Raw genomic sequence first — 26,624 nt, forward strand, 5'->3', positions numbered from 1 at the left:
ACCCCGCCGACGAGGTTGTGCCGTCGCGCGAGGCAGCGCGGATCGGCCGATCACGACTTGCCCCTGCGCCACGCGAAACATCCGCGCTGAACTCTCCATGGGGGCGACGATGCCGACACTGCATGCCATGCTGCACCGTAATCAGACGGGGTCGCATCTTCAGAAAGCCGAAACGGGTTGGACATACGATTCCGTTGAGCGGGATTTCCGTCTCGACATTCAGATTTCCTCAACAATTTGCGCGCACGGTCCGGGCACGGCGGTCATGCCCAATTCGATTTAGTACGACCTAAAATGCACGCAGAAATTGTAACCAGCGCATCGTGCCGCGGCGGGGGCCGCGCCGTCATCGTCGGGGATATCCTGGGTTGGAGGGGAGACGCGCAATGTCGGTTGCTCGATTCCTGAAGCAGCGCGCGGTCAGGATTCAGACGGTCGGGTCCTACACGCTGCCGAACTGGTATTCCCCGGAAGGACGGCTGCGCTCCTTCGCCTGCCGCACCACGCGGGTGTCGCCGTTTCGCGCGCTGCTCGAGGTGCCCGTCGTCGGCAAGGTCGGCGATCGCCTGACCTCGTATTTCCGTGACTTCGGCAAGTTCGAAGGCGAGATCAGCGACACCGTGCATGGCGGCTTCCTGCTCGAGCTGGAGATGACGCGGGCCGAGCGCGCCAAGCTCGCCGAGAAGCTGGTTTGGCTGGAGAAGAAGCAGAAGGATCCGTCGATCCGCGATTCCCGCCGCGACGCGCGCTTCGTGCCGAACTCGCCGCATTCGGCGCTGACGCTCGCCGACGGCAGCATCATCCCGTGCTTCGTGATCGATGCCTCGATGTCGGGCGCCGCAGTCTCCGCGGAGATCCAGCCGGAGATCGGCACGCCGCTGGCGGTGGGCAGTTGCATCGGCCGCGTCATCCGTCATTTCCCCGACGGCTTCGCCGTCCGCTTCGTCGACCAGTTGCCGGGCGCCAACGAGCTCGAGCGGCGGGTCATCACGCCGCCGGTGCGCCCGATGCGGCGGACGCTCGTGGCCCACGGCGATGACCGCCTGATCGGGGCGCCCGAGGACTTCTTCCTGGTGTGACGGCGGCGCTCCTGCGGTGCCCGATGGCGGCCGCTCCGGCCTGCGCGGTTTCGCGTATGGAGCGGCGGCAGGAATCGCGGCATGGGAACGGGTCGGCGTCTGCACGGTTAACGCGATGTTAATCGGCATCGTGACAGCCTGCGCGTGCCGGGTGCATTGCCAGGAGGACCAGTCCCATGGAGGCCCAGAAGACCGCGGTGGATGCCATCGTCGTCCTGACCGGCTGCGACCGCGACGCGGTCGCCGCCTTTGTCCGGCGCATCTATCTCGCCGGCGTCCGCGATCCCAAGCGGCTGACCTTCAAGGGCCTGCAGGAGCTGACGCGGGTCTAGCGCGATCGCGAGCCGGGGCCGGCGGCTGTTGCAACGGGGCCACGGCGCAGAACTTTCAACCCGGATGTCCGCCTGCAACCGACGTGCGAATGATGCGGCGCGCCGCACTTGCGGCTAAATTGGGGCTCTAGCGGCTGGCATCAGAGCACCATTTCGATCGCCAAAAAGGCGACATATCTGCGCAACACGCTCAGAGCGGCCGGATCATGGGTACCGGACATGCTCAGACAGCTCTTCGCGCCTCAGCTCATCGGCCTCTACATCCTGATCGGGGCCACCATCTACGTCCACTTCCGCGGCAAGCAGCGGCTGCGCTTCGCCCGGCAGCTCGGCGACCACTCGACCTATCTCGCCCCTTACAATGTGCTGATGTATGCCGGCTCGGCCGTGCCGAACACGCCGGTCATCCCGGTGGAGCAGTTTCCAGAGCTCGCGAGGCTCACCGACAACTGGCAGGAGATCCGCGAGGAGGCCGTGCGCCTGTTCGACGAGGGCTTCATCCGCGCCGCCGCCGCCAACAACGACTGGGGCTTCTACTCGTTCTTTAAGAGCGGCTGGAAGCGCTTCTATCTGAAATGGTACGACGACTTCCTGCCGTCGGCGCGCACGCTGTGCCCGAAGACGGTGGAGCTGCTCGACTCCATCCCGAACGTCCACGGCGCGATGTTCGCGATGCTGCCGCCCGGCGGCAAGCTCGGCGCCCACCGTGATCCCTTCGCCGGCTCGCTGCGCTATCATCTGGGGCTCGTCACGCCGAACTCCGACAAGTGCCGCATCCTGGTCGACGGCGTGCCCTGCGTCTGGCGCGACGGCGAGGCCTTCATGTTCGACGAGACCTTCATCCACAGCGCCGAGAATGCCACCGACGTCAACCGCATCATCCTGTTCTGCGACGTCGAGCGCCCGATGAAATACGACGCCATGACCGCCATCAACCGCTGGGTCAGCCACCACATCGTCAAGGCCTCCGCCACCCAGAACGTCGAGGGCGAGCATGTCGGCGTGCTCAACAAGGTGTTCGGCAAGCTGTATGAGTTTCACCTGGCGACGCGCAAGGTGAAGGCGTGGAACCGGACGGTGTACTACGCGGCGAAGTACACGCTGACGGTGGCCATCGTCGGCGCGATCGTGGTGTCGGCGTTTCGGTGAGGGGGGAAGGTAGGGCGGATTAGCGAAGCGTAATCCGTCGTTCTACGCCATGAAACGCGGCGGATTACGCCTTCGGCTAATCCGCCCTACGCTTGCTGCGGGAGGCGTCTATTCGTAGATTTTGGCCTGCAGGCCTCCAGCGGAGGAAATTCTGAGCAGCCGGCTCAAGCCGGCCATCGGACAGCAAGGCGGGGGGAATTCTCTTGAAGGACAAACCCATCACTGCCGACGAACTGTTGAAACGGTTGCACGCGGACTCCGTTTGGCTGGCCGAAGAGCGGGAGCGCGAGCGCGCTTTTGCCCAAAGACAGGCAGAGCATTCGCTGGTGGAAGCGCCGCTGGTCGCAGACCTGAGATCAGCCGGCATCCCTGTGTCGTCGGTCTGGGATCTCGTCAACGATCGACGGCGTTGGCCGCAGTCCTTTCCGATCCTGCTCGCGCATCTGGACCGTCCTTATCCCGATGCGATCTGCGACGGTATTGCCCGCGCGCTGGCCGATCCGGAGCTGCGCTTCGCTTGGCATATCCTTGCTGATCACTACGCGAAGGCCGCTAGGGGAAGTCGGACCGAGCAGGGGCTTGCTGTCGCGTTGGCCAACAGCGCCGATGATGAGGTGATGCCGGAGCTGATCGCCCTCGTCCGCAATGCGAGCTTCGGCGGTAGCAGAGGCCTTTTGCTGGATGCGTTGACGCGCTCACGGCTGTCGCTAGTTGACGAAGCCCTGCACGAGTTTCTGCAGGTTCCAACCCTGGCGAAAGAGGCGCGGCGGATAATTAAGGTCAGACGGAGCCGTCGACAGCGATAGCAATCTTCGTTTCGCTTGGGAGCGGCGCGCAAGAGGCGATTGTCCGTTGTCCATGCCGTTTATTCCGCAATCTTGGCGTGCTTCTTTTCGACCCGTCGGGCAAATCACCTGTCAATCCCAGAACGCTGTCAAGATATTCGGAAAAACATAAATCGCTTGGCCGTGCCCCCAAATCAGCATTATGGTCCGCCCCATCCCGCTGCACGGTATGGGGACGGTTCGCGGTCGTCACGGACGTTGGCAGCGGGGAGCGGTGGACGCGGGGCGGCGGCGTGCGATGAGCACGGACGAACGTTTTCCTCGCGGACGGTGAAGGCGTGTGGTTCTGACACTCCGACGCTAGTGTCCAGCGTAATGCGCGAAAGCGCATTGCGCGACATGGTGGCCAGAAAGCCCGGTGCACCAGGAAGAGCGCGCTATAGCCTGTTAAAACCATCGCGCGGGGAGGGCCGGGTGTGTTCGGCCAGACCTGTGGTACCTGCCGCCTGCATTTTTTTCGCAGGCGGGCCACGGGCGCGGCCAGCGCCCGGCCTTCCCTGCGCCCTCCATCTGGAGAGGGCGGGAGTTGGAGCATCACTCGGGCGCGGGATGCGTCGCGAGGCCGTCGATGCTCGCCCCGGATCGACGCGATGCTGTTTGAGAATGTGGAGATGATAATGCTTGCGCGGCGTGGTGCGCCGCTACGAGTACGTGGGGCTGCCGCGACGATGGACCGGGGCAGTTTGTGACTCCGTCATGGCCGGGCTTGTCCCGGCCATGACGATGTGGAAAGAGGCGAGCGCAGCACGCCGATCGTCAGTTCGGATTGCCCGCCGCGAGGGGACTGGGCCGCCAGAGCGGCGGGCGTGTTCGTGCTCTCGGCGACTTGCCCCATGAAAAAGGCCGCGTCTGGCGCGGCCTTCTTGGAGCTCGAAGCTTGGAGGCGTTGGCGGCTTACTTGGCCGCCGGCCCGATGCTCACCTTCAGCGTGCCGACGCCGTCGACGCCGCATTCGATCTTATCGCCCGGGACGATTGCCGCGACGCCGGCGGGGGTGCCGGTCATGATGATGTCGCCGGCGGCGAGTTCGACCTGCTGGGACAGCTTCCAGATGATCTCCGGCACGTTCCAGATCAGCTCGGAGAGGTCGCCGGTCTGCCGCTCGGTGCCGTTGACCGACAGCCAGATCTTGCCCTTGGCGGGGTGGCCGATCTTGGCCGCGGGCACCACGGCGGAGCAAGGCGCGGAATGGTCGAAGGATTTGCCGACCTCCCAGGGGCGCTGCATCTTGCGCGAGGCGAGCTGCAGGTCGCGGCGGGTGAGGTCGATGCCGACGGCGTAGCCGTAGACGTGGTCGAGCGCCTTGTCGGTCGAAATGTTCAGGCCGCCGCTCTTCATCGCGACCACCAGTTCGACCTCGTGATGCATGTCCTGGGTCAGCGGCGGATAGGGGATGACGGCGCCTTCGGGCGCCAGCATGTCGGCGTGCTTGGCGAAGAAGAACGGCGGGTCGCGCTCATCATTGCCCATCTCGCGGATGTGCTCGAGATAGTTGCGGCCGACGCACCAGATGCGGCGGACCGGGAAGACACCGGCTTCGCCGACGACAGGAAGAGAAGGCTGCGGAAAGGCCGGGATGACGGTGGAGGCGCTCATGAAAGGTCTCGATGCGGTGAAATGGGCTTTTCAGGATGTCGCGGTCACGAAGTCGCGGTCATGGGGATGACGTTCGGCCCCATGTCGCGCTGTTGCAGGCGGAAGAACGAAGCATAGCGGCCGCCACGGCGCAACAGATCGTCATGCCGGCCGCGCTCGACGATTTCGCCGGCCTCGACGACGAGGATGGCGTCGGCGTTCATGATGGTGTGCAGCCGATGCGCGATGACGATGGTGGTGCGGTTCTGGCAGAGATGCTCGATCGCCTCCTGCACCTGGCGCTCGGATTCGGAATCCAGCGCCGCGGTGGCCTCGTCGAGCAGGATGATCGGCGCGTTGCGGATCAGCGCGCGGGCGACCGCGATGCGCTGGCGCTGGCCGCCGGACAGCTGCGTGCCGTGCTCGCCGACCGGCGTGTCGTAGCCGAGCGGGAAGCCCATGATGAAATCGTGCGCGCAGGCCGCCTTCGCCGCCTCGATGATCTCGGCCTCGGTGGCGCCGGGCTTGCCGAAGGCGATGTTGGCGCGGATCGAGTCGCGGAACAGATAGACGTCCTGGCCGACATAGGCGGCCTGCGCGCGCAGGGAGCGCCGCGACACCTGCGCGATCGACTGGCCGTCGATCAGGATGTCGCCCGCGGTCGCCTCGTAGAACCGCAGCAGCAGCGCCAGCACCGTCGACTTGCCGCCGCCGGACGGGCCGACCAGCGCGGTGACCTTGCCGGGCTCGGCGACAAAACTCATGCGGTTGAGCACCGTCTCGTTGCCGCGATAGGCGAAGGAGACGTCGCGCAGCTCGATCTTGGCGTCGCTGAGCTTCAGCGCCGGCTTGTCGTCGTCGGGCCGCTCGCTGGCCGGGCTGTCGACCACCTCGAGCAGCATGCGAGCGCCGACGAGCTGGCTGTTGAGGTCGATGTTCAGCCGCGCCAGCCGCTTCGCCGGCTCGGTCGCCATCAGGAAGGCGATCATGAACGAGAAGAACTGGCCCGGCGTGGCGTTGAGCGCGACCACCGAGTAGCCGGCATACATCAGGCAGCCGGCGACGGCGAAGCCGCCGAGCATCTCCATCAGCGGGTTGGAGCGGTTGGAGACGCGAGCCATCTTGTTGGCGTTGCGCTCGACCACGGCGATGTTCTCGTCGATCCGCGCGCGCATCGTGTCCTCGAGCGTGAACGCCTTGACGGTGCGGATGCCCTGCAGCGATTCCTGCATCGTCTCGAGGATGTCGGCGGTGCCGGTGAACTGGTTGTAGGCGAGGCCCTTGATGCGCTTGACCAGCTTGCGCAGCACCAGCATCGCCGGCGGCACCACGAGCAGGCCGAGCAGCGACATCCAGGGATCCTGCATGACCATCACGCCGATCATGGCGATCAGGGTCACGAGATCGCGCCCGATGGCGTTGATCAGCATGTTGAGGATGTCGGTGATCGACTTGGCGCCGGACGTGAGCCGCGCCAGGAACTCCGACGAATGGCGCTCGGAGAAGAAGCCGACACTCTCGTTCATCAGCTTGGCGAACAGCTGCCGCTGATTGTTGGCGAGGATGGCGTTGGAGATCTTCGACAGGATGACGGCGTAGCCGTAGGTGGTCACGCCCTTGACGAACAGCAGCAGCACCGTGACGCCGGAGAGCACGACGATGCCCGGGATGCTCTTCTCGACATAGGCCTTGTTGATGACCTGGCCGAGAACGTAGGTCGCCGCGGCGCTCGCTCCGGCCGCCACCGCCATCAGCGCGAAGGCGGTGAGATAGCGCCGCCAGTAGACGATGCCCTGTTCCATCACCAGGCGGCGGATCAGGATCGCGGCGCCATAGGGATCGTCAGTGATCTTCTTCGGAAATTCGGCCATTCTGGTCCCTGGCCGCCGAGGCAAATCGCTGGGCGGCCAAGTGTGCTTGCCCGCTCGGGGCGGCTTTTTCAAGCCCCCCGGCCTCCGGCTAAGTGCTTGATTCTAGGCCGAGGCCCGCTGCAGCGCGCCGCTGTGGCGTTCCAGGAACAGTTTCTCCTCCCAGGCCAGCGCGTGGGCGGCGATCGTCTCCAGATCGTCATAGGTCGGGGTCCAGTCGAGCAGCGCCTTCAAACGGCTGGTGTCGGCGACCATGCTCATGATGTCGCCGGGGCGGCGGGGCGCGTATTGGACGGGAATGGCGCGGCCGGAAACGCGCCGGACGGCCTCGATGGTCTCGAGCACGGAATAGCCGCGGCCGTACCCGCAATTCAGCGTGACCGAGCCGCCGCCGGTGCGCAGATAGGCCAGCGCGGAGCGGTGCACCTGGGCGAGATCGCAGACATGGATGAAATCGCGGATGCAGGTGCCGTCGGGGGTCGGATAGTCGGTGCCGAAGACGTCGATCTTGGCGCGCTGTCCGGTGGCGACCTCCATCGCGATCTTCATCAGATGCGTCGCGCCGACGGTCGCAAGCCCGCTGCGTCCGAACGGATCGGCGCCGGCGACGTTGAAGTAGCGCAGCACCACGTAGTTGAGGTCATGCGCCGACGCCACGTCGTGCAGGATGATCTCGGCCATCAGCTTCGAGGTGCCGTAGGGCGAGGTCGGGCGGGTCGGCGCGCTCTCGGGCACCGGAACCTCGTCCGGATTGCCGTAGACCGCGGCGGTCGAGGAGAACACGAAGCGGCTGACGCCGCGCGCGACTGCCGCATTCAACAGGCTGCGCGTGGTCATGGTGTTGTTGCGGTAGTAGAGCAGCGGATCGCGCACCGATTCCGGCACCACGACCGAGCCCGCCAGATGGATGATGCTGTCGACGCCGTGCTGGCTGATGACGCCGTCCACGAGATTTTCGTCGCCGGCATCGCCGATGAACAGCGGCACGCCGTCGGGCACGAAGGCGGAAAAGCCGGTCGAGAGGTTGTCGATCACCACGACGCTTTCGCCGGCTTCCGCCAGCGCGAGCACCATGTGGCTGCCGATATAGCCGGCACCGCCGGTCACGAGCACGGTCATTGTTTGACGCGATCCCTGTTTGTTTTGCGGCAGACTAACGCCCGCGAAATGAAGGACCTGTTGCGTGCATAGCGAACTGGCGGCGATGCTTAATGTTGCGTATAGGGAACCGCTGCAATTGGAGTGAGTAGTGCAAGCCGAGCCTGTTTCTGCCGCCGATCTCGACGTCATCGTGCCCAACCTGCACCGGCGCTATTCCGGCGTGACCGCGACCAACCGGATGGTGGCGCCGAAGCTGGCGCAGCGCGTGCGCGCGGCATGGCTCGGCTCCTACGCGCCGGAGGGGATTGCGCGGATCGGAGCGGCCGATCTGTTCAAGCTGTGGGGCCGGCGGCGGCCGCTGATCTGGCACGCGCGCCGCAACGACGAGATGATCGTCGGCGTGTTGTTGCGGGCGCTGGGCTGGCCGTTGAAGCTGGTGTTCACCTCGGCCGCGCAGCGCCATCACAGCTGGATCACGCGCTGGCTGATCCGCCGCATGGACGCGATCATCGCCACCAGCGACATCTCGGCGTCCTATCTGAAGCGCGAGGCGACGGTGGTGACGCATGGCGTCGACACGGAGATCTACGCGCCGCCGGCGGATCGCGCGGCGGCCTTCGCCGAGAGCGGCTTGCCGGGCAGATACGCCATCGGCTGCTTCGGCCGCGTCCGCGCACAGAAGGGCAGCGACGTGTTCGTCGCCGCGATGTGTCGGCTGCTGCCGCGTTTTCCGGATTTTTCCGCGGTGCTGGTCGGCGCCGTGACGCCCGAGCAGATGCCGTTCGCGAGCGAGTTGAAGAAGCAGATCGCCGCCGCCGGCCTGGAGCAGCGCATCGTCATCACCGGCGAGCTCGACATCGCCGACGTGCAGCGCTGGTACCAGCGCCTGACGATCTACGCCTTCACCTCGCGCAACGAAGGTTTTGGCCTGACCTTGATCGAGGCGATGGCGGCAGGCGCAGCGCTGGTCGCAGCGCGCGCCGGCGCGGCGGAGATCGTGGTGGAGGAGGGCGTCACCGGCGTGCTGGTGCCGCCGGGCGATGTCGATGCGCTGGTCGCGGCGCTGGAGCCGCTCATGCAGGATCCGGCGGCGGCGCGGGAGATGGGCGAGCGGGCGCGGCAGCGCGTAGTGGAGAGGTTCAGCCTCGAGGCCGAGGCCGAGAAGATCGCTGCAGTCTATCGCGGACTGGTCTGAGCGATGATGTCGGCGACGAACGCATCGAGGTCGCCGCCGGCGAACAGGAAGCCGGGCAGGCCCGCGGCTTCCGCTGCCGCGATATCGGAGGCACGGTCGCCGATCACGAAGCTGCCCTCGCGCCGGATCGGCCAATGCTGCATCAGGTCGAGGATCATGCCCGGCGCTGGCTTGCGCCAGGGATGCTCGCGCAGATATTGCTCGACGGACCCTTCGGTATGGTAGGGGCAGTAGCGGATGTCGTCGATGACAGCCCCCTGCGCCGCGAGCTCGGCCCGCATCCAGTCGTGCAGGCTGAGCACGTCGTCCTCCGAGAACAGCCCGCGCGCCACGCCGGACTGGTTGGTGAACAGGAAGACGTGATAGCCGGAGTCGTTGAGCCGCCGGATCGCATTGGCCACATTCGGCATCCAGCGGATCCGATCGGGCGAGCCGATGTAATTGTCGTCGTGATTGATGACGCCGTCGCGGTCGAGAAACGCCGCCGGCTTGAGCTGATCGGTCGTCATCTAGCCCTCGTCCTGCATCAGCGCCGCTTCGATCACCTCGCAGATGCCATGCGCGGTGGCGAGGTGGATCTGCTGGATCAGGGGCGTGTCGTCGCTCGGCGCCACCAGCAGCTCGTCACACAGTTCGCCCATCGCCAGCCCCTTGGCGCCGGTGAAGCCGATCGTGCCCAGCCCGCGCTCGCGCGCCTTGCGCAGCGCGTTGAGGATGCTCGGCGACCGCCCGGAGGTCGAGATCGCCAGCAGCACGTCGCCCGGTATACCGAGCCCTTCGACCTGGCGGGCGAAGACTTGGTCGAAGCCGTAGTCGTTGCCGATCGCGGTCAGCGCCGAGGTGTCGGTGGTCAGCGCGATCGCGGCATAAGCCGGCCGCTCCTGCTTGTAGCGGCCGACGATCTCGGCGGCGATGTGCTGCGCATCCGCCGCGCTGCCGCCGTTGCCGACGATAAGCAGCTTGTGGCCGCCGCGCAGCGCAGCGATGATCGTCGCAGCGATCCGCCCGGCGCAGGCGAGCATCGCGGCATCGTCGGCCGCGCTCTCCATGGCGGCGCGGGAGCGGGCGAGATGGCTGGCAATCGGGTCGGGGGCGCGGGTCACGGTGGCGGCTCGGATTACGTCAGGGCCGGTGTATGGGGCGCGGTGCCGCTTCGCAAGCTAGGGCGCGACCGGTATCGCCGCGTCGGCAAGGACCCGCTGGGCAATGGCGGCGACCTCGGTCGCCGGAATGTCGCGCATGCAGCGGTGGTCGTTCATCCTGCAGACTGGCCGGTGGCAGGGCTGGCATGGGAGCTGGGTCCTGGTCTGGACCGTCGCCGCGAGGCCGTTCAGCGGCGCCCAATGGTACGGGCTGGTCGGGCCGAAGATGCCCATCGTCGGCGTCCCCAGCGCCGCGGCGATGTGCATGAGCCCCGAATCATTGGAGATGGCGACGCCGGCCGCGGCCATGGCCAGGATGCCGTTGCGTAGGTCGGTTCCGGTCAGGTCCCGGACGGCAGGGCCGCCGGTGGCGACGATCTCGGCGGCCAGCGCCTTCTCGCCTGGGCCGCCGACCACCCAGACGTCGAGGCCGGCCTCGCGCAGCAGCCGGGCCGCCTCGCCGTAAAAAGGCCAGCGCTTGGCGGCACCCACCGACCCCGGGGCCAGTGCTACGGCCGGGCGGTTCCCCAGGCCATGGGCCTCGCGCCAGCGTGCGACGTCGTCCCGAGGCACCCGCAGCTGCGGGACGGGCCATTCCGGCGGCAGCGGCGCCCGGTCGGGCAGCGCCAGCGCGGCATTCTTGTCGATGAAGCGGGGGAGCGCTTTCTCGCCCCAGCGCCAGCGGTTGAGAAGGCCGAAGCGGACCTCGCCGACGAAGCCCACGCGCTCGGGGATGCCGGCGAGCGCGGGCGCCAGCGCCGATTTCCAGGTCCGCGGCATCACCAGGGCGGTCCGATAGTGGCGTTCGCGCAACATCGCAGCGAGCTGCCATTGCCGGCCGAGCGCCAACCGGCTGCGCGGCAGGTCCCAGACGATGCCGGAGCGGACGCCGGGCATGTAATCCACCAGCGGGGCGCAGAGCGAGGTCACCAGCAGGTCGACCGGCCGGTTCGGCCAGCGCTCCTTGAGCACCCGCACCACGGTATGGCCGCGCACGAAATCGCCGATCCACATATAGGGAATGATCAGGATCGGGCTGGTGTCCGCGGTGTCCACCTCGACCTTGGTCGAATTCGAATTCATTCTTTGTCTGCCTGGCTCAGGCGCGCTGGTAGCCGCTCGGCCGCCGCACGTAAAGTGGGCCGAGCGGGCCGTCACCAAAGCGCTTACACTTTGCCGTCGCATGCGCTACGCGAGGGCCGGGGTTTTCGGGATCAGGACGGGTTGCTGAATGTTGCTGGTGACCGGCGGCGCCGGGTTTATCGGATCGAATCTGGTTGCGGCGCTGAACGATGCGGGCCGCACCGATGTCGTCGTCTGCGACACGCTCGGCAGCGAGGGCAAGTGGCGCAACCTCGCCAAGCGGCAACTGGCGGACGTCGTGCCGCCATCCGATCTGGACGCCTGGCTGAAGGGTCGCAGGCTCGAGGCCGTCCTGCACATGGGCGCGATCTCCGCGACCACGGTGGTCGACGGCGACCTGGTGATGGAGCGCAACTTCCGCAGTTCGCTGCGGCTGCTCGATTGGTGTACGGCGAACACCACGCCGTTCATCTACGCCTCGTCGGCGGCGACCTATGGCGACGGCGCGCAGGGCTTCGTCGATGATCCGTCGCTCACCGCGCTGAGGACGCTGCGGCCGATGAATCTCTACGGCTGGAGCAAGCATCTGTTCGACATGGCGGTCGCTGCGCGCGCCGAGCGCGGCGAGCGGCTGCCGCCGCAATATGCCGGGTTGAAGTTCTTCAACGTGTTCGGTCCCAACGAGTACCACAAGGGATCGATGATGAGCGTGCTGACCCGACGCTTCGACGACATCAAGGCCGGGCACACCTTGCAGCTGTTCAAGTCGCACCGCGAAGGCATCGCCGATGGCGACCAGCGCCGCGACTTCATCCATGTCGACGACGTCGTTCGCGTGATGCTGTGGCTGTTGGCTTCTCCCTCCGTGTCGGGCCTGTTCAACGTCGGCACGGGCCGGGCGCGCAGCTTCAAGGACATGATGCTCGCGGCCTATGCCACGCTCGGTGCGACGCCGCGGATCGAGTACATCGACATGCCCGAAGCGATTCGCGGCAGCTACCAGTACTTCACCCAGAGCAACGTCGACCGGCTGGTGGCCGCCGGCTACAACGGCGGCTTCACGTCGCTCGAGGATGCGGTCGCCGGTTATGTCCGAGATTATCTCGATTCCTCCGACCGCTTCCGCTAGACGATCTGGTTCCGACCATTGCACCGAGACTGCCGCTGATGTTCGACTTTGACGATCTCTCGCAAGCGATCGCCCGCCAGACGGTGCTGTGCATCGGCGACCTCATGCTGGACGAGTTCGTCTATGGCGAGGTGTCGCGCATATCCCCCGAGGCGCCTGCGCCGGTGATCGCGGTCCAGCGCAGCGAGATCAATATCGGCGGCGCCGGCAACGTCGCGCGCAACATCGCCGCGCTCGGTGCCCGCTGCATCTTCGTCGGCCTTGTCGGGCAGGATGCGGCTGGCGACCAGCTCGAGGCCGAGCTCGCCAGGGAGGCTGGCATCGAGAGCGTGCTGGTGCGCGATCCTTCGCGCCCGACGACGCGCAAGGTGCGCTTCGTCTCCGAACATTTCTCCACCCACATGCTCCGTGCCGACTGGGAGCGCGCCGCACCGGCGGCCGGCGAGATCGAGCAGAAGCTGATCGAGGCCATCCTGCCGCTGATCGCGCGGGCCGACATCGTGCTGCTGTCGGACTACGCCAAGGGCGTGCTGACGGCGCGCGTGCTGCGCAACGTCATCGACGCGACGCGCAAGGCCGGCAAGCGCGTCATCGTCGATCCCAAGAGCGCCAATCTCGCGATCTATCGCGGCGCGAGCGTGCTGACGCCGAACCGCAAGGAGTTTTCGGAAGCGACCCGCAGCCGGGCCGAGACCGATCACGAGATCGCCGCGGCCGCGCAGGATGCGATCTATCTCGCCGACTGCGAGGCGATCCTGGTGACGCAGAGCGAGCGCGGCATGACGCTGGTCCCGCGCGAGGGCGATCCGATTCACGTGCCGGCCTATCCCGTGAAGGTGCGCGACGTCTCCGGCGCCGGCGACACGGTCGTCGCCGTGCTTGCCGCGACGCTCGCGGCGGGCGCCGCCTGGGAGGATTCGTTGCGGATGGCGAGCGCCGCGGCGGCTGTGGCCGTCAGCAAGCAGGGCACCGCCAGCGTGACGTCGGCCGAACTGCGCCGAAAGATCCTGCCGCATGCCTATCGCGCGGCCGAGGAGAAGATCATCGAGAGCGACGACGAACTCGCCGCCCGTGTCGAGGGATGGCGGGGAGAGGGCCTGCGCGTCGGCTTCACCAACGGCTGCTTCGACATTCTGCATCCCGGCCACGTCAAGGTGCTGACCGCGGCGCGCGCCGCCTGCGACCGTCTCGTGGTCGGTCTGAACAGCGATGCTTCCGTCAAGCGGCTGAAGGGCGAGAGCCGTCCCGTGCAGGACGAGCGCGCGCGCGCCGAGGTGCTGGCCGCGCTCGAGGCGGTGGATCTCGTCGCCATCTTCGCGGAGGACACGCCGCTGCGCCTGATCGAGCTGGTCCGGCCGAGCGTCCTGGTCAAGGGCGGCGACTACACGCGCGAGCAGGTGGTGGGGCACGAGGTCGTCGAGGCCGGCGGCGGTGAGGTGATCCTGATCGACATCCTGAAAGGGCACAGCACGACCGCACTCGTCGATCGCGCCCGGAGCGAGGCGCGATGACGACGCTGGCAGGTCATCCCGGCCCGGCGCTGCTGGCGCGCCGCTGGCGCGATCCGGCGGCGTGGCGGACGACGGTCGATGTCGTGGCGATTCTGCTGGCCGCCTCGCTGCCGTGGTCGACCTCGCTGGTGTCGATCCTGGGCGTCGTCATGCTGATCACGATGCTGCCGTTTCTCGACGTCGAACGTCTGCTGCAGGTCCTGAAGCGGCCGATCGCGCTGGCGCCGATCGCGCTGTTCCTGCTGGCGCTGGTCGGAACGCTGTGGTCGGACGTGGCGTGGGGCGCGCGGTTCTACGCGGTGGGACCCGCGGCGAAGCTCCTGGTGCTGCCGGCGCTGCTCTATCATTTCCAGCGGTCGGAGCGCGGGCTGTGGGTTTTCACCGCGTTTCTCGCCTCCTGCGTGCTGATGGTCGCGATGTCGACCGCGGTCGCGTTCAATCCGGCGCTTGCGCTCAAGGCCAACGCCGATCGCGGCATCTTCGTGAAGAACTACATCGACCAGGGCCAGGAGTTCTCGCTCTGCGCCGTGGCGCTGGCCTATCCGATCGCCCAATTGCTGCGTGCTCGCCGCTTCGTGCCGGCGGGCCTGCTCACCGCGATCATGGTCGCGTTCCTCGCCAACATGATCTTCATCGTGGTGTCGCGCACCGCGCTGGTGACGATCCCGATCCTGCTCGCGGTGTTCGGGCTGATCCACTTGAAATGGCGCGCCAACCTGCTGATCGCGGCCGTTACCCTTGCGCTGGGCCTCGCGGCATGGACCGTGTCCCCGCAATTGCAGGGCAAGGTGGCGACGTTCACGAGCCAATATCAGGACTACAGGAACGATCGCGCCGTGACGTCGATCGGCGAGCGGCTCGAATTCTGGCGCAAGTCGTTGCGGTTCCTGGCCGACGCGCCGCTGATCGGACACGGCTCGGGCTCGACGCGTCACCTGTTCGAGCTGGCCGCGAGCGGGTCGCGCGACCTCTCATCGAGCCAGGTGGTCGGCAACCCGCACAACCAGACGCTCTACGTCGCGGTCCAATGGGGCGCGCTGGGGATCGTGATTCTCTACGCGATGTGGGCGGCGCATCTCCTGCTGTTCCGCGGTGACGGGCTCGTGGCCTGGATCGGGCTGCTCGTGGTCGTGCAGAACATCTTCACCTCGCTGTTCAACTCCCACATCTTCGATTTCCATGAGGGTTGGATGTATGTCATCGGCGTCGGCGTGGCCGGCGGAATGGTGCTGCAATCGCGGACGTCTGCTGACACGGTGCAAGGGACGCTCGAACCATGACGCGTCCGTCTCAACTGACCTATCGGAATATGCTGATTGCCGCGCATGACCTCCTGGTCAGCGTCGTCGCGCTGTTCGCCGCGTTCTACATCCGCTTCGAGGGCGCCAGCACCTTCTGGGAGCGGGTGCCGCTGCTCTTTCAGATCCTGCCATATTTCATCGCCTTCAGCTTCGTCGTCTTCTACTTCTCGAACCTGCTGACGACGAAATGGCGGTTCATCTCGTTGCCGGACGCGCTGAACATCGTCCGCGTCGCGACGGTGTTGACGCTGGCGCTGCTGGTGCTCGACTACATCATCGTTGCGCCCAACGTCCGCGGCACGTTCTTCTTCGGCAAGCTCACGATCATTCTCTATTGGTTCCTTGAGATCTTTGCGCTGAGCGCGCTGCGGTTCGCCTATCGCTATTTCCGCTACACGCGGGTCCGGCGGCACGCGCGGTCCGAGGACGCGGCGCCCGCGCTCCTGATCGGCCGTGCGGCCGACGCCGAGGTCGTCCTGCGCGGCATCGAGAGCGGCGCGGTCAAGCGGATCTGGCCGATCGGCATTCTCTCGCCGTCGGCCGCCGACCGCGGCCAATTGATCCGCGGCGTGCCGGTGCTGGGTGGCATCGACGACGTCGAGGATGTCGCGGCCGACTTTGCCCGGCGGGACCGGCCGATCGCGCGCGCCCTGATGATGCCGACGGCGTTCGATCCGGACTGCCATCCGGAGACCTTCCTGATGCGGGCGCGCCGGTTGCGCTTGATCGTGAGCCGCCTGCCGTCGCTGGAGAGCGGCGATGCGCCACGGCTCGCGCCGGTCGCGGTCGAGGACCTCCTGCTGCGGCCGAGTGAGAAGATCGATTACGGCCGGCTGGAAGCGCTGGTGCGTGGCAAAGCCGTCGTGGTGACCGGCGGCGGAGGCTCGATCGGCGCCGAGATCTGCCAGCGCGTCGTGGCATTCGGCGCGGCGCGGCTGCTCATTCTGGAGAATTCCGAGCCGGCGCTCTACGCGATCACCGAGGTGCTCGCGGCCGATCCCGAGGCTGCCGTCGCCGTCGAGGGGCGCATCGCCGACATCCGCGATCGCGACCGGGTGTTCGCGCTGATCGGCGATTTCAAGCCGGATCTGGTCTTCCATGCCGCCGCCTTGAAGCACGTGCCGATCCTCGAGCGCGACTGGAGCGAGGGCGTCAAGACCAACATCTTCGGCTCGATCAACGTCGCCGATGCCGCGGTGGCCTCGGGCGCCGAGGCGATGGTGATGATCTCGACCGACAAGGCGATCGAGCCGGTGTCGATGCTCGGTCTCACCAAGCGTTTCGCCGAAATGTACTGCCAGGCGCTGGACCGCCAGCTCGCCGACCGGCCGGCGGGACGGCCGCCGATGCGGCTGATCTCGGTGCGGTTCGGCAACGTGCTGGCGTCGAACGGCTCGGTGGTGCCGAAGTTCAAGGCGCAGATCGAGGCGGGCGGTCCCGTCACGGTGACCCACCCGGACATGGTGCGCTACTTCATGACCATTCGCGAGGCCTGCGATCTGGTGATCACAGCAGCCTCGCATGCGCTGGCGCCGCAGCGTCCGGATGTCTCGGTCTACGTGCTCAACATGGGCCAGCCGGTTCGCATCGTCGAGCTCGCCGAGCGCATGATCCGCCTGTCGGGCCTGCAGCCAGGGTACGACGTCGAGATCGTGTTCACGGGCATCCGGCCGGGCGAGCGCCTGAACGAAATCCTGTTTGCGAGCGAGGAGCCGCCGGTCGAGATCGGCGTCGCCGGCATCATGGCCGCCAACCCGAACGAGCCGCCGATGCCGACGCTGAAGGCCTGGATCGCGGCGCTCGATCAGGCGATCGCGCGCAATGATCCGGTGACGATCAAATCGGTGCTGAAGGATGCGGTGCCGGAATTCGGCTCGAGCGCGGCCTGAGTCTTCAATGGCGCCGCCGCGAGAAGCGGCTCAGCACCCAGGTGACGGCGCCGAGCCCGAAGACGAGCAGGATGGCGTCGACCGTCATGGAACGCTGCGCGACCGAGATGGCTGCGAGGGTCGCAAGCACGACATTGAGGATGAACACCTCGCTGACGACGCGCGAGACGGTGAAGCCGTTATCGGTGGCCTGTTGATAGAAATGCGTGCGGTGCGCCGCCCAGAACGGCTCGCGCCGCGCCATCCGCCGCAACAGGGTGAAGGTGGCGTCGATCAGATAATACAGCGGCAGCAGCAGCGCCGCGGCGATGGAGCCCTGCCAGGCCAGATGGAGCAGGCCCCAGCCGAGCAGCAGCCCGATCGGCAGGCTGCCGACATCGCCGAGAAAGACCTTTGCGACGGGACGGTTGAAGGGCGCAAAGCCGAGCATGGCGCCACCCAGCGCCGCAGCAATGGCGGTCGCCGGCCAGGGCAGTTCACCGGAGAGGCCGAACAGGACGAGCGTCGCCGTGATCGGCACCGCCTCAGCCACGGTCATCAAATCGAGCCCGTCCATGAAGTTGACGAGGTTGACGAACCACAGGCCCGCGATCAGCAGCAGCGTGCGCTCGATCGCCAGCGGGATCGGAAACAGCCTGAGATCGTCAGGCGCGGTGAATACGACGAGGCCAACGGCCAATCCCTGCAGGATCAAGCGCGGCAGCACCGGGATCGGCCTGATGTCGTCGACCAGGCCGACCAGCGCCAGCATCGGCACCGCGATGAACAGCATCAGCAGCGGTGCAAAGCCCATCGCGGAGGCAAAGGCGCCGCCGACCACGAGCGTTGCGCCGACCACGGCTATGCCGGCGCCCTGCGGCGTGGGGATATTGTGCGACGAGCGCGCGTTGGGCCGCGCCAGTGCGTAGCGCTGCAGCACCGGGCGCAGCAGCACGATCAGCACACCGCACATCGCGGCCGCGAGCACGGCGATGGCGGCGAGGACTCCGGTGGGATGGGCGATCATCCGCGCGCGTCCGGCGCCGCGGTGAGGCGGTCATAGAGCGCCACCACCGAGCGGCCGATGGTCCTGGCCGAGAGCTTGTCCTCGACCAGTTGACGGGCCGCCGTGCCGTAGCGCGCGCGCAACTCCGGCGATGTCGCCAGTTGCGCCATGGCCTGCGCCAGCGCGGCCGCGTCCTCGACCGGCACCGAGAGCCCGGTCTGGCCATGGATCGCGATCTCGCGGCAGCCCGGCGCATCGGTGGAGATCAGCGGCCGGCCACAGGCGGCAGCCTCCAGCAGGCTCACCGGAAGACCTTCGCGATGCGATGGCAGCACGGCGATGTGGCAGCGCCGCCAGAGCTCGGTGATGTCCTTGATCTGGCCGAGCAGGGTGATGCCGGGTTCGTTCCGCCAGGCCTCGACCTCCTCGGCCGAGACTGAGGCGGGATTGGCCGGATCGGGGGAGCCGGCGATCAGCAACTGGTCGCTGCGGCCCTGCTGGCGCAGCATGCGATGGGCAGTGATCAGGGCGCGCACGCCCTTGTCGGTGAGCAGCCGTCCTGCAAAACCGAAGGTGATCGGCCCGTCCGGTTCCGGCAGCGGCTGGAAGCGGTCGGTGTCGACGCCTGACCCCGGGATCAGCGTGATCTTGTCGCCGCGGACGCCCATGGCTTGAAGTGCTTCGCGATCGTCCGGATTCTGCACCAGCACGCAGCTCGGTGTCCGGTTCATGAGCCGCGGCAGCAGCCACAGCAGGCTCTGCTTGAGCAGGCGCGAGCGCCAGCTCGCCGAGGTGAAGACATAGCCGAGCCCGGTCATGGCGTTGACGACGGGCGTGGTGCGTCCGAGCGTGGCGAGCGAGCCGAGCACGCTCGATTGCAGCCCGGAATGATGCACCACGTCAGGCCTGATCGCAGCCTCGACGGCGCGGATCGCGCGGATCGTGGGCAGGGCTGATGACGGCGACAGCCCGCCGCGCCGGAACGGGATTGGATGCACCACGAAGCGCTCGGCGGTGATCGCGGCGGCGCCGGCGTTGACGTTGGTCGCGACATGCACCTCGTAGCCGGCCTCGCGCGCCGCGCGCGCCATCGGCAGGCGATGCATCAGGAAGGCGTAGTCCTCGTTGGCCACGTACAGCAGGCGGCGCGGCGAAGCGGAGCGGGGCAGGGACATCGAACTCACGGTCTTGGGCGGTCGAAGCGCCGTATAGGCCAAGAGCGGCCCTCGCGCGAGCCGTTATCTGTCCTGCGACGGGCGGAAAACCGCCCGTCGGTGCTGACGACGATGAGGGGCGGCCCTCTGAATGCCGCCCCGGTCTCAGACCAGATGAAAGCTCGACAGGTGGGACAGCAGCTCGGCCGCCGAAACGTGCTGGATGGTGATGGTGTCGAGTGCCGCATCGGTGATGACGGCGTTGCCCGCCGCGTCGTCATGGATGGCGGCCTGCAGTGCGGACTGCTCCGCGAAGATGCTCTGGCTGAACACGATCTGGTCGGTGCCGGGATTGAAGTCAGAGACCGTCACCTGACCGAAATGCTCGGCGAACACGAAGGTCTCATGTCCCTGCAGCGACACCGATGAGGACGCCGCGCCGGAGATCGAGGTCCCGGAGATCAGCGTGCCGCCCTGGCCGTCGGCTGCGAAGTGAAAGCTGTCCTGCGACAATGGGCCGACGAAGTGCAGCGACGCGCTGTTGGACCCGTCGCTCAGCGACAGCAGCCCGCTGGTCTCGTCGAAATGCATCTGAAGCGACGTGAAGGCGATGCTCTTGAGATCGATCTGAGCGGCCGTGCCGCCGAATCCGATGAGATTGCCGCTGAAGGAAGGCGCGGCGAGGACAAGGTCGGCCGCGCTCGACGTCGTGGCCGCCTCTGTGCTCGCCGTCACCGAGCCGATGGTCGGGATCCCGATCGTGCCGTCGCCATTCAGGTCCTGATGGAAGCTGGTCTCGAGGGCTTCAAGGGACGACGAGCTGCCGGAAACGGCGCCGATCGCGTTGCCGGTATAGTTGCCGCTGCTATCGGTGTTCCAGACCGTGTAGAGGTCGGTGCCGGCCATCTTCCAGGCAACCTGATAGCCGCTGCCAGAGGCTTCCGCAGCGATCGCCGCCCAGCCGCTGAGCTGGCCGGCAACGACGACGTTGCCGCCGAACATCACCTGCGTTGCGGTCCCCCCCGACACCGGCGCCATCAGATAGGTCGTGCCCGACAGCGACAGGCTGGTCGACCCGAGCGCTTCGATCACGCTGCCGCTGGGTGTCACGCTTGGGGCGCCGATGGTGCCGTCGCCGTTCAGATCCTGGTGGAAGCTGGGCTCCAGCGCTTCCAGGGATGCGGAGCTTCCCGCAACCGCGCCGATCACGTTGCCGGTATAGTTGCCGCTGCTGTCCACGTTCCAGACGGTGTAGAGATCGGCGCCGGCCATCTTCCAGGCGATCTCATAGCCGCTGCCGGACGTCTCCGCGGCGATGGGCGCCCAGCCGTCGAACTGACCGACGGTCACGATGCTGCCGCCGAACATGATCTGCGGACCGGTGCCGCCGGCGACAGGATTGAGGAAATAGCTCGACCCGGCCAGCACCAGGCTGGTCGAACCCGCGGCCTCGATGACCGTGCTCGGAATGCCGATCGTGCCGTCGCCGTTCAGGTCCTGGTGGAAGTTCGGCTCCAGCGCCTCGAGCGCGCTGCTGGCCCCATTGACTGCGCCGATGGCGTTGCCCGTGTAGTTGCCGCTGCTGTCGACGTTCCAGACGGTGTAGAGATCGCTGCCCGCCATCTTCCAGGCGATCTGATAGCCGCTGCCGACGGCTTCGGCCGCGATCGGTGCCCATCCGCCGAGCTGCCCGGGGCTGACGGTGCTGCCGTTGAAGCTGACCTGCGGGCCCGTCCCGCCTGCGACCGGATTGAGGAAATAGCCGTTGCCGGATTGGACCAGGCTCGTGGCCCCCGCGGCCTCGATGACGGTGCTGACGACGCCGATCGTGCCGTCGCCGTTCAGGTCCTGATGGAACGACGTCTCAAATGTCTCGAAAGCGGACGAGCTTCCGGAGACGGCGCCGATCGCGTTGCCGGTGTAGTTGCCGCTGCTGTCGACGTTCCAGACGGTGTAGAGATCCTGCCCCTGAAACTTCCAGGCGACTTCGTAGCTGCCGCCTCCGTTGGCCTCGACGCCGATCGGCATCCAGTTGCTCAGCTGGTGAACGACGACGTTGGCGCCGTTGAACCGCAGCGCCACCGATGTGCTGGCACCGATGGTGTTGAGATCGTAGATGACACCGACCTGGGCGAGGCTGATCGATCCGAGCGCCTCGACGATGGTGTTGGCGAAATAGGGGGCCGATCCGACCGCGGGATTGATCTGGGCGAGACCCGCGCCGGCGACCGCCGGATTGGCCATCGGCACCGCGGTCTGCTGCAGGATCTCCGAGACGTCGGCGTAGCTCAGCGTCGAATTGGCCGTCAGGATCAAGGCCGCGATCGCGGCAACGCTGGGGGCGGCTGCGGAGGTGCCGTAGAAGTCGGTCATTCCCGTGACGGTCGTCGAGATGTTGTCGATGCCGGAGACCACGACCGGGCTGAGCTGGAGCGGCGTCGCAAGGCGCGTGCCGTCGTTGGCGAACAGGATCTCGGTCCCGGCGCCGGACGATGAAAAGCTTTCCGAGACCGGTGTCGCGCCAAAGGCCGGCGTGTTGGCGGCATTGACGGCTCCGACGGTGATCACCCCCGGCGTCATCGCGTGACCGAAGACCGTCCCGACATTGGCGCCGCTGATGGAGACCGGGAGGCCGTTGCCTGCCAAAATCTCCTTGATCGTGGAAGGAGGAGTAAATCCCGTGTTGGCGATCACGATCTGGTAGGTGCCCGAGACCGAGAAATGCAAACCAACCCACGGATTCAGCGAATTGTTCGCAACGTATCCGAGGAACTGTCCATTCTGAAACACGTCGACCGCGAGATGTGACGTGTCTTGACCCCAAGCCTGGTCCCATTGCACGAGCAGGTTCGCGCCCGCGGTCACGGTGATCGTCTGCGCGATGCTGCCGCCGAAGCTCAGTGCATTGCCATCGAAATACTTTCCGCCGATGCTGCCCGAGGTCGAGGTCCAGGACGTCTGATAGGCCGAGCTGCCGTTGTTGCCGGCCGACGTCACATAGGTCACGCCCATGGCCTGAACGGTCTGAATGGCCTGGGCGACAATGCCGTTCTGGAAGAATGGCTCGTCCGAATAGCTCACATCGTCGACGATGACCTTGCAGCCGGCATTGGCGAGCGCGATGATGCCGTCGGCAAAATCCTGCTCGCTCTGGAACGCGGTGTAGAAGGCGAGACTGGCGTCAGGCGCGATATCGTGGATGACCTGCATCATCGCACGGCCTTCGTCCGTCCCGCCCGATGGCATGTCCTTGAGGATCTGAATCTTGGAGGCCGAGGGCAAGGCTCCGCTGGCTTCGTCCGCTGCGGCGCCGCCGAGATTGTTGAAGCTGCTGGAGAGGACGCCGATCTTGATGCCGGCTCCCGTCACGCCCGTGGAGTTGCCGCCGAGCGCCTGAACGACCTGGGCGCTGGTCGCGCCTTGTGCACTGACCGCCGAGGCGATGGCTTCCGTCACCGCGTCCTGAAGCGAGGGCGCGGGCTCTCCGCTCGGTCCGGCGTGCGCCGTCGCTGGCTTTCCGAGGCTGCCGAACGACCATGTCTGCAGCGATGCGCCGGCGCCTGACCACATCTCGACGCTGATCGAGAGGACGAATCCGCTCGCGCTGGCACTCTGCCCGGCATGCGCTGGTTCGACGGAGCTGTCCGCAATCGGTGTGGCCGGATGGAGGGACGTCTCCTGGGTGACTTGCCAGGTCGAGCCGGCCACCACCGTCCGAGCCGTTGGCTCGGCCGCCCCCTGGGCCTGCGCGCTCACGTCGAAGAGTTGTGTGACCACCGTTGCCTCGGCGTCGCCATGCGCGAGGAGGCTGGGCGTCTCGCTCGGAGCATCAGCGCTTGGCGCCGGGGCTGCAGGATCGATCAGCTCGGCCGGGCCATGCTGGACCTGCGCGATGGTGGGGGCCGGCTTGGCTTCGTCTGCGGCGTCCGCAGCAGGCTGCTGCACATGCAACTCGTGACGTTGGCCAGCAGCAGGATCGAAAATGAGGGACTGGGCGGCTTCACGCCAGCGGTCAGGAATGTCTTCGGTACGGCCGGATTCGTCGAGCATGCATGCAACGATGGTGATCCTGTCCTCGAGGCCGACAGGCGGGATGGAATTGAAGCATCGGGCAGTGATGCCCCCCGATCTTGTATAAAATGGTACCGAAGAATGGCGGCTCCGGCCATACGTCATTGTTCGATCTGTTCGATCGAATTCAACTATTGATTGTGTCCGGGGAGGCGGCTATTGCCGCGGGCCCAAGTCAGCCTTCGCAGGGGCAACTCCGGACGGGGGCAGAGATCGGAGCGGGCACAGCAGGGATTTGCTCCCCGCGAGCCCGCCCCGAAGATTAAGGGCGCCGATCAGACCAGGTGGAAACTGGACAAATGGGTCAGCAGGTCCGCCGTCGTGACGTGCTCGACGGTGATGGTGTCGTGCGCGGCATCGGTGATCACGGCGTTGCCGGCCGCATCGTCGTGAATCGACGCCAACAGCGCCGCCTGATTCGCGAAAAGCTCGTGGCTGATGACGATCGTGTCGCTGCCCAGATGGAAGTCGGCGACGCTGACCTGGCCGAAATGCTCGGCGAAGACGAAGGTGTCGTGTCCTGCCAGGGAGACGGCTTGCGGAGCGGGGCCGCTCGCCGGACCCGCGGCCGCCGAGATCATCGTGCCGCCCTGGCCGTCATCGGTGAAACGGAAGCTGTCCTGCGACAGCGGTCCGAGGAAATGCAACGAGGTGCTGCTCGCGCCGTCGCTGAGCGACAGCAGCCCGCTGCTGTCGTCGAAATGCGCCTGCAGCGAATGAAAGGCGATGCTGCTGAGGTCGATCTGATCGCCGTTGCCGCCGAACCCGATCAGGGAGCCGCCGAAGCTGCCGGACACCGTCAGGACCACGTCCGGGCCACCGGCCAGCGTCAGGGCTTGCGTGCCCGCTGCGACGTGAGCGGGCACACCGATGGTGCCGTCGCCGTTCAGATCCTGATGAAAGCTTGTCTCCAGCGTCTCCAGCACTGCCGAGCCGCCCGGAACGGCGCCGATTGCATTGCTGACGTAAGCACCGCTGCTGTCGGTATTCCAGACCGTGTAGAGGTCGACGCCAGCCATTTTCCAGGCGACCAGGTAGCCGCCGCCGGAGCTCTCCGCGCCGATCGGGTTCCAGCCGCCGAGCTGGCCCACGGTGACGACGCTGCCGCCGAACGCGATCTGCGGCCCGGTGCCGCCGCCGACCGGATTGAGGAAGTAGGTCGAACCGGATTGCACCAGGCTCGTCGATCCCAGCGCTTCGATCACGGCCGAGGGGATGCCGATCGTGCCGTCGCCGTTCAGATCCTGATGGAGGTTGGTCTCCAGCGCTTCCAGACCGCTGTTGGTGCCGTTGACGGCGCCGATCGCGTTGCTTGTATAGGCGCCGCTGCTGTCGGTATTCCAGACCGTGTAGAGGTCCGCGCCCGTCATCTTCCAGGCGATCTGATAGCCGCCACCGACGGTGTCCGCCGCAATCGGCATCCAGCCGCCGAGCTGACCGACGACGAGGACAGAGCCGCCGAACTTGACCTGGGGACCTGTGCCGCCGCCGACCGGGTTCAGGTAGTAGCTGGATCCGGACTGGACGAGGCTGGTCGATCCCAGGGCTTCGATGACCGTGGTCGGAATGCCGATCGTGCCGTCGCCGTTCAGGTCCTGGTGGAGGTTGGTCTCGAGCGCTTCGAGTCCGCTGTCCGTCCCGCTGACCGCGCCGATCGCGTTGCCCGTATAGGCGCCGCTGCCGTCGGTGTTCCAGACCGTGTAGAGATTGGCGCCGGCCATCTTCCAGGCGATCTGATAGCCGCTGCCGACGACGTCGGCCGCGATCGGAGTCCAGCCGCCGAGCTGGCCGACCACCAGGTTGGCGCCGCCGAACTTGACTTGCGGGCCCGTGCCGCCGCCTACGGGATTGAGGAAATAGCCGTTGCCGGCCTGGACGAGACTGGTCGATCCCACGGCCTCGATGACCGTTGTCGGGATGCCGATCATGCCGTCGCCGTTCAAGTCCTCGTGGAAGGACGTCTCGAACGCCTCGAATGCGGCCGTGCCTCCCGAGACGCCGCCGATGGCGTTGCCGGTGTAGTTGCCGCTGCTGTCGACGTTCCACACCGTGTAGAGGTCCGCGCCCGTCATCTTCCAGGCGACCTGATAGCCGCCGCCGTTGGCCTCGCCCGCGATCGGGGTCCAGCCGCCCAATTGTCCGGGCTGGACGACGCTGCCGCCGAACTTGATCTGCGGCCCCGTGCCGCCGCCGACCGGATTGAGGAAATAGCTTAGTCCGAGCTGGACCAGGCTGGTCGATCCCAGCGCCTCGATCGTCACCGGCGTTGCGGAAACGAGATGGAAGCCGAGCGCGTCCATCTGCTTGAGGTCCACGGCCGTCAGCGTCTGCAGCGTGCTGTAGGTGTAGAACTCGTTGAACGGATCGTTGCCGCCCTGCACGCCGCTGTTCAGGAAGTCGCTGGGGTCCGAGGATTGGCCGTAATCGGCGAGCTTGGTATAGCCGCCATCGAGGGAGAAATAGGCGGTCCCCGCCGTAGCGCCGCCGGTCATCAGCCGCACGCCGGGGCTGGAGAAGCGGAACAGATCGAAGACGTCGGGCTGCGGTCCGTAGGGCACGCGGCCGAAGGCGTGCGTCAGCTCGTGCAGCGCCACGCCGACCAGCAGGTTCGAATTGATGTCGGTGGCGAAGGTCGCGCTGCCGTCGTCGGTGGTCGCATCGTTGGCGCCGAGCCCGCCCCACAGCTTGAGCTGCGAATTCCACACCGCGACGTAGGACTGTCCCTGGATGCTGGATCCCGCCGGCAGGGCATTGAAGGTGGTGTCGCCTGGGCTGGCATAGTTGATCAGGTTGGACCTGACGCTCGAATAGCCCATCCACTGGCCGCCGTCAGGACCGGCTGCCGCGCCGCCGCCGACGCCGCTATAGTCGATCTTGATGTTGACGGTGATGCGGTCCGAGATCATCGAGGTGAGGATCGCGGCGGCCTGCTGAATGCCGGCGCGAAAGCTCGCCGGTGCATTCATCGCCGCCGTGTCGAACAGCAGATTGATCGTCAGTCCGCCGGCGCTCACCGAGGTGACCGCGCCAATCCCGCCGAAGTCGCCCTGCGCAAGCTGCGCCTCGACCGCCTCGTCGGGCAGCTCCACGGGATTCGACGGCGGGGGTACCCCCGCGTCGTATGGAGGTGAAGTCGTGACCGACTGTAAGTTGGATGCTCCAGGCATTGCCTCAGTTCCGGCTCATCGCGTGAGGGCGCATGGCTCGACCGTATC

Annotated in this window: 19 protein-coding genes; 9 read left to right on the forward strand and 10 right to left on the reverse strand. The window is 66.6% G+C overall.

Going from position 1 to position 26,624, the window contains the following annotated elements; genetic code table 11:
• The first annotated feature begins 386 nt into the window (after positions 1–386).
• From ACQR1H_RS27510 to ACQR1H_RS27525, 4 genes are all read left to right on the forward strand, one after another.
• Positions 387–1,079, forward strand: coding sequence for a PilZ domain-containing protein (locus ACQR1H_RS27510; RefSeq protein ID WP_434895900.1), 693 nt, complete (start codon positions 387–389; stop codon positions 1,077–1,079).
• Between the two features lie 176 nt (positions 1,080–1,255).
• Positions 1,256–1,411: a hypothetical protein gene (locus ACQR1H_RS27515; RefSeq protein WP_434847301.1), complete on the forward strand. Its 156-nt coding sequence runs from the start codon at positions 1,256–1,258 to the stop codon at positions 1,409–1,411.
• A 219-nt stretch (positions 1,412–1,630) separates the two neighbouring features.
• Positions 1,631–2,560 carry an aspartyl/asparaginyl beta-hydroxylase domain-containing protein gene (locus ACQR1H_RS27520; RefSeq protein ID WP_434895899.1) on the forward strand — a complete coding sequence of 310 codons (930 nt, stop codon included), beginning with the start codon at positions 1,631–1,633 and terminating at the stop codon, positions 2,558–2,560.
• A gap of 203 nt (positions 2,561–2,763) precedes the next feature.
• On the forward strand, positions 2,764–3,366 hold the full coding sequence (locus ACQR1H_RS27525; RefSeq protein WP_434895898.1) for a hypothetical protein: 603 nt from the start codon (positions 2,764–2,766) through the stop codon (positions 3,364–3,366).
• Between the two features lie 933 nt (positions 3,367–4,299).
• On the opposite strand, the gene ACQR1H_RS27530 is transcribed toward ACQR1H_RS27525, so the two are convergent.
• From ACQR1H_RS27530 to galE, 3 genes are all read right to left on the reverse strand, one after another.
• Positions 4,300–5,001, reverse strand: a complete 702-nt coding sequence (locus tag ACQR1H_RS27530; protein ID WP_434908473.1) for a fumarylacetoacetate hydrolase family protein — start codon at positions 4,999–5,001, stop codon at positions 4,300–4,302.
• 44 nt (positions 5,002–5,045) lie between these two features.
• On the reverse strand, positions 5,046–6,851 hold the full coding sequence (locus tag ACQR1H_RS27535) for an ABC transporter ATP-binding protein (RefSeq protein ID WP_434847298.1): 1,806 nt from the start codon (positions 6,849–6,851) through the stop codon (positions 5,046–5,048).
• Positions 6,852–6,953: 102 nt separating this feature from the next.
• A complete protein-coding gene (gene galE, locus ACQR1H_RS27540) occupies positions 6,954–7,967 on the reverse strand; it encodes a UDP-glucose 4-epimerase GalE (protein WP_434908474.1) in 1,014 nt (337 codons plus the stop codon).
• Positions 7,968–8,097: 130 nt separating this feature from the next.
• On the opposite strand from galE, the gene ACQR1H_RS27545 reads away from it, so the two are divergent.
• The gene (locus tag ACQR1H_RS27545; protein WP_434908475.1) at positions 8,098–9,144 is read left to right on the forward strand and encodes a glycosyltransferase family 4 protein; all 1,047 of its coding nucleotides are present in this window, start codon (positions 8,098–8,100) and stop codon (positions 9,142–9,144) included.
• Here the strand turns inward: ACQR1H_RS27545 and ACQR1H_RS27550 are convergent.
• From ACQR1H_RS27550 to waaF, 3 genes are read right to left on the reverse strand one after another with little or no spacing between them, the layout of a single operon-like run.
• Positions 9,126–9,653, reverse strand: a complete 528-nt coding sequence (locus ACQR1H_RS27550) for a D-glycero-alpha-D-manno-heptose-1,7-bisphosphate 7-phosphatase (RefSeq protein WP_434908476.1) — start codon at positions 9,651–9,653, stop codon at positions 9,126–9,128. The genes ACQR1H_RS27545 and ACQR1H_RS27550 overlap by 19 nt on opposite strands.
• Entirely contained in the window at positions 9,654–10,247 is a 594-nt protein-coding gene (locus tag ACQR1H_RS27555) for a D-sedoheptulose 7-phosphate isomerase (RefSeq protein WP_434908477.1), read from the reverse strand.
• 57 nt (positions 10,248–10,304) lie between these two features.
• On the reverse strand, positions 10,305–11,369 hold the full coding sequence (waaF, locus tag ACQR1H_RS27560; protein WP_434908478.1) for a lipopolysaccharide heptosyltransferase II: 1,065 nt from the start codon (positions 11,367–11,369) through the stop codon (positions 10,305–10,307).
• Between the two features lie 148 nt (positions 11,370–11,517).
• Here waaF and rfaD point away from each other — a divergent pair, with 148 nt between their 5' ends.
• From rfaD to ACQR1H_RS27580, 4 genes are read left to right on the forward strand one after another with little or no spacing between them, the layout of a single operon-like run.
• Entirely contained in the window at positions 11,518–12,498 is a 981-nt protein-coding gene (rfaD, locus tag ACQR1H_RS27565; RefSeq protein WP_434872570.1) for an ADP-glyceromanno-heptose 6-epimerase, read from the forward strand.
• 38 nt (positions 12,499–12,536) lie between these two features.
• Positions 12,537–14,009, forward strand: coding sequence for a D-glycero-beta-D-manno-heptose-7-phosphate kinase (rfaE1, locus tag ACQR1H_RS27570; RefSeq protein ID WP_434872569.1), 1,473 nt, complete (start codon positions 12,537–12,539; stop codon positions 14,007–14,009).
• Entirely contained in the window at positions 14,006–15,289 is a 1,284-nt protein-coding gene (locus tag ACQR1H_RS27575; RefSeq protein WP_434872568.1) for an O-antigen ligase family protein, read from the forward strand. The genes rfaE1 and ACQR1H_RS27575 overlap by 4 nt, the downstream gene beginning before the upstream one ends.
• The gene (locus ACQR1H_RS27580; protein WP_434872567.1) at positions 15,286–17,199 is read left to right on the forward strand and encodes a polysaccharide biosynthesis protein; all 1,914 of its coding nucleotides are present in this window, start codon (positions 15,286–15,288) and stop codon (positions 17,197–17,199) included. Before ACQR1H_RS27575 ends, ACQR1H_RS27580 begins: the two co-directional genes overlap by 4 nt.
• Before the next feature lie 4 nt (positions 17,200–17,203).
• Here ACQR1H_RS27580 and ACQR1H_RS27585 read toward each other — a convergent pair whose 3' ends face one another.
• The 4 genes from ACQR1H_RS27585 to ACQR1H_RS27600 form a co-directional block, all read right to left on the reverse strand.
• Positions 17,204–18,205, reverse strand: a complete 1,002-nt coding sequence (locus ACQR1H_RS27585) for a glycosyl transferase (protein ID WP_434872566.1) — start codon at positions 18,203–18,205, stop codon at positions 17,204–17,206.
• Positions 18,202–19,359 carry a glycosyltransferase family 4 protein gene (locus tag ACQR1H_RS27590; protein ID WP_434872565.1) on the reverse strand — a complete coding sequence of 386 codons (1,158 nt, stop codon included), beginning with the start codon at positions 19,357–19,359 and terminating at the stop codon, positions 18,202–18,204. Before ACQR1H_RS27590 ends, ACQR1H_RS27585 begins: the two co-directional genes overlap by 4 nt.
• Positions 19,360–19,503: 144 nt before the next feature.
• Positions 19,504–23,283, reverse strand: a complete 3,780-nt coding sequence (locus ACQR1H_RS27595; protein ID WP_434908479.1) for a S8 family serine peptidase — start codon at positions 23,281–23,283, stop codon at positions 19,504–19,506.
• A gap of 401 nt (positions 23,284–23,684) precedes the next feature.
• Positions 23,685–26,576, reverse strand: coding sequence for an NF038122 family metalloprotease (locus ACQR1H_RS27600; RefSeq protein ID WP_434908480.1), 2,892 nt, complete (start codon positions 26,574–26,576; stop codon positions 23,685–23,687).
• Between the last annotated feature and the right edge of the window lie 48 nt (positions 26,577–26,624).

The organism is Bradyrhizobium sp. HKCCYLRH2015 (assembly GCF_051168215.1).
GTDB lineage: Bacteria > Pseudomonadota > Alphaproteobacteria > Rhizobiales > Xanthobacteraceae > Bradyrhizobium.

Coding starts and splice junctions, on each gene's coding strand:
- ACQR1H_RS27510 (WP_434895900.1), top strand. CDS start 387: ATGTCGGTTGCTCGATTCCTGAAGCAGCGCGCGGTCAGGATTCAGACG.
- ACQR1H_RS27515 (WP_434847301.1), top strand. CDS start 1,256: ATGGAGGCCCAGAAGACCGCGGTGGATGCCATCGTCGTCCTGACCGGC.
- ACQR1H_RS27520 (WP_434895899.1), top strand. CDS start 1,631: ATGCTCAGACAGCTCTTCGCGCCTCAGCTCATCGGCCTCTACATCCTG.
- ACQR1H_RS27530 (WP_434908473.1), bottom strand. CDS start 5,001: ATGAGCGCCTCCACCGTCATCCCGGCCTTTCCGCAGCCTTCTCTTCCT.
- ACQR1H_RS27535 (WP_434847298.1), bottom strand. CDS start 6,851: ATGGCCGAATTTCCGAAGAAGATCACTGACGATCCCTATGGCGCCGCG.
- galE (WP_434908474.1), bottom strand. CDS start 7,967: ATGACCGTGCTCGTGACCGGCGGTGCCGGCTATATCGGCAGCCACATG.
- ACQR1H_RS27550 (WP_434908476.1), bottom strand. CDS start 9,653: ATGACGACCGATCAGCTCAAGCCGGCGGCGTTTCTCGACCGCGACGGC.
- waaF (WP_434908478.1), bottom strand. CDS start 11,369: ATGAATTCGAATTCGACCAAGGTCGAGGTGGACACCGCGGACACCAGC.
- rfaD (WP_434872570.1), top strand. CDS start 11,518: ATGTTGCTGGTGACCGGCGGCGCCGGGTTTATCGGATCGAATCTGGTT.
- rfaE1 (WP_434872569.1), top strand. CDS start 12,537: ATGTTCGACTTTGACGATCTCTCGCAAGCGATCGCCCGCCAGACGGTG.
- ACQR1H_RS27575 (WP_434872568.1), top strand. CDS start 14,006: ATGACGACGCTGGCAGGTCATCCCGGCCCGGCGCTGCTGGCGCGCCGC.
- ACQR1H_RS27580 (WP_434872567.1), top strand. CDS start 15,286: ATGACGCGTCCGTCTCAACTGACCTATCGGAATATGCTGATTGCCGCG.
- ACQR1H_RS27585 (WP_434872566.1), bottom strand. CDS start 18,205: ATGATCGCCCATCCCACCGGAGTCCTCGCCGCCATCGCCGTGCTCGCG.
- ACQR1H_RS27590 (WP_434872565.1), bottom strand. CDS start 19,359: ATGTCCCTGCCCCGCTCCGCTTCGCCGCGCCGCCTGCTGTACGTGGCC.
- ACQR1H_RS27600 (WP_434908480.1), bottom strand. CDS start 26,576: ATGCCTGGAGCATCCAACTTACAGTCGGTCACGACTTCACCTCCATAC.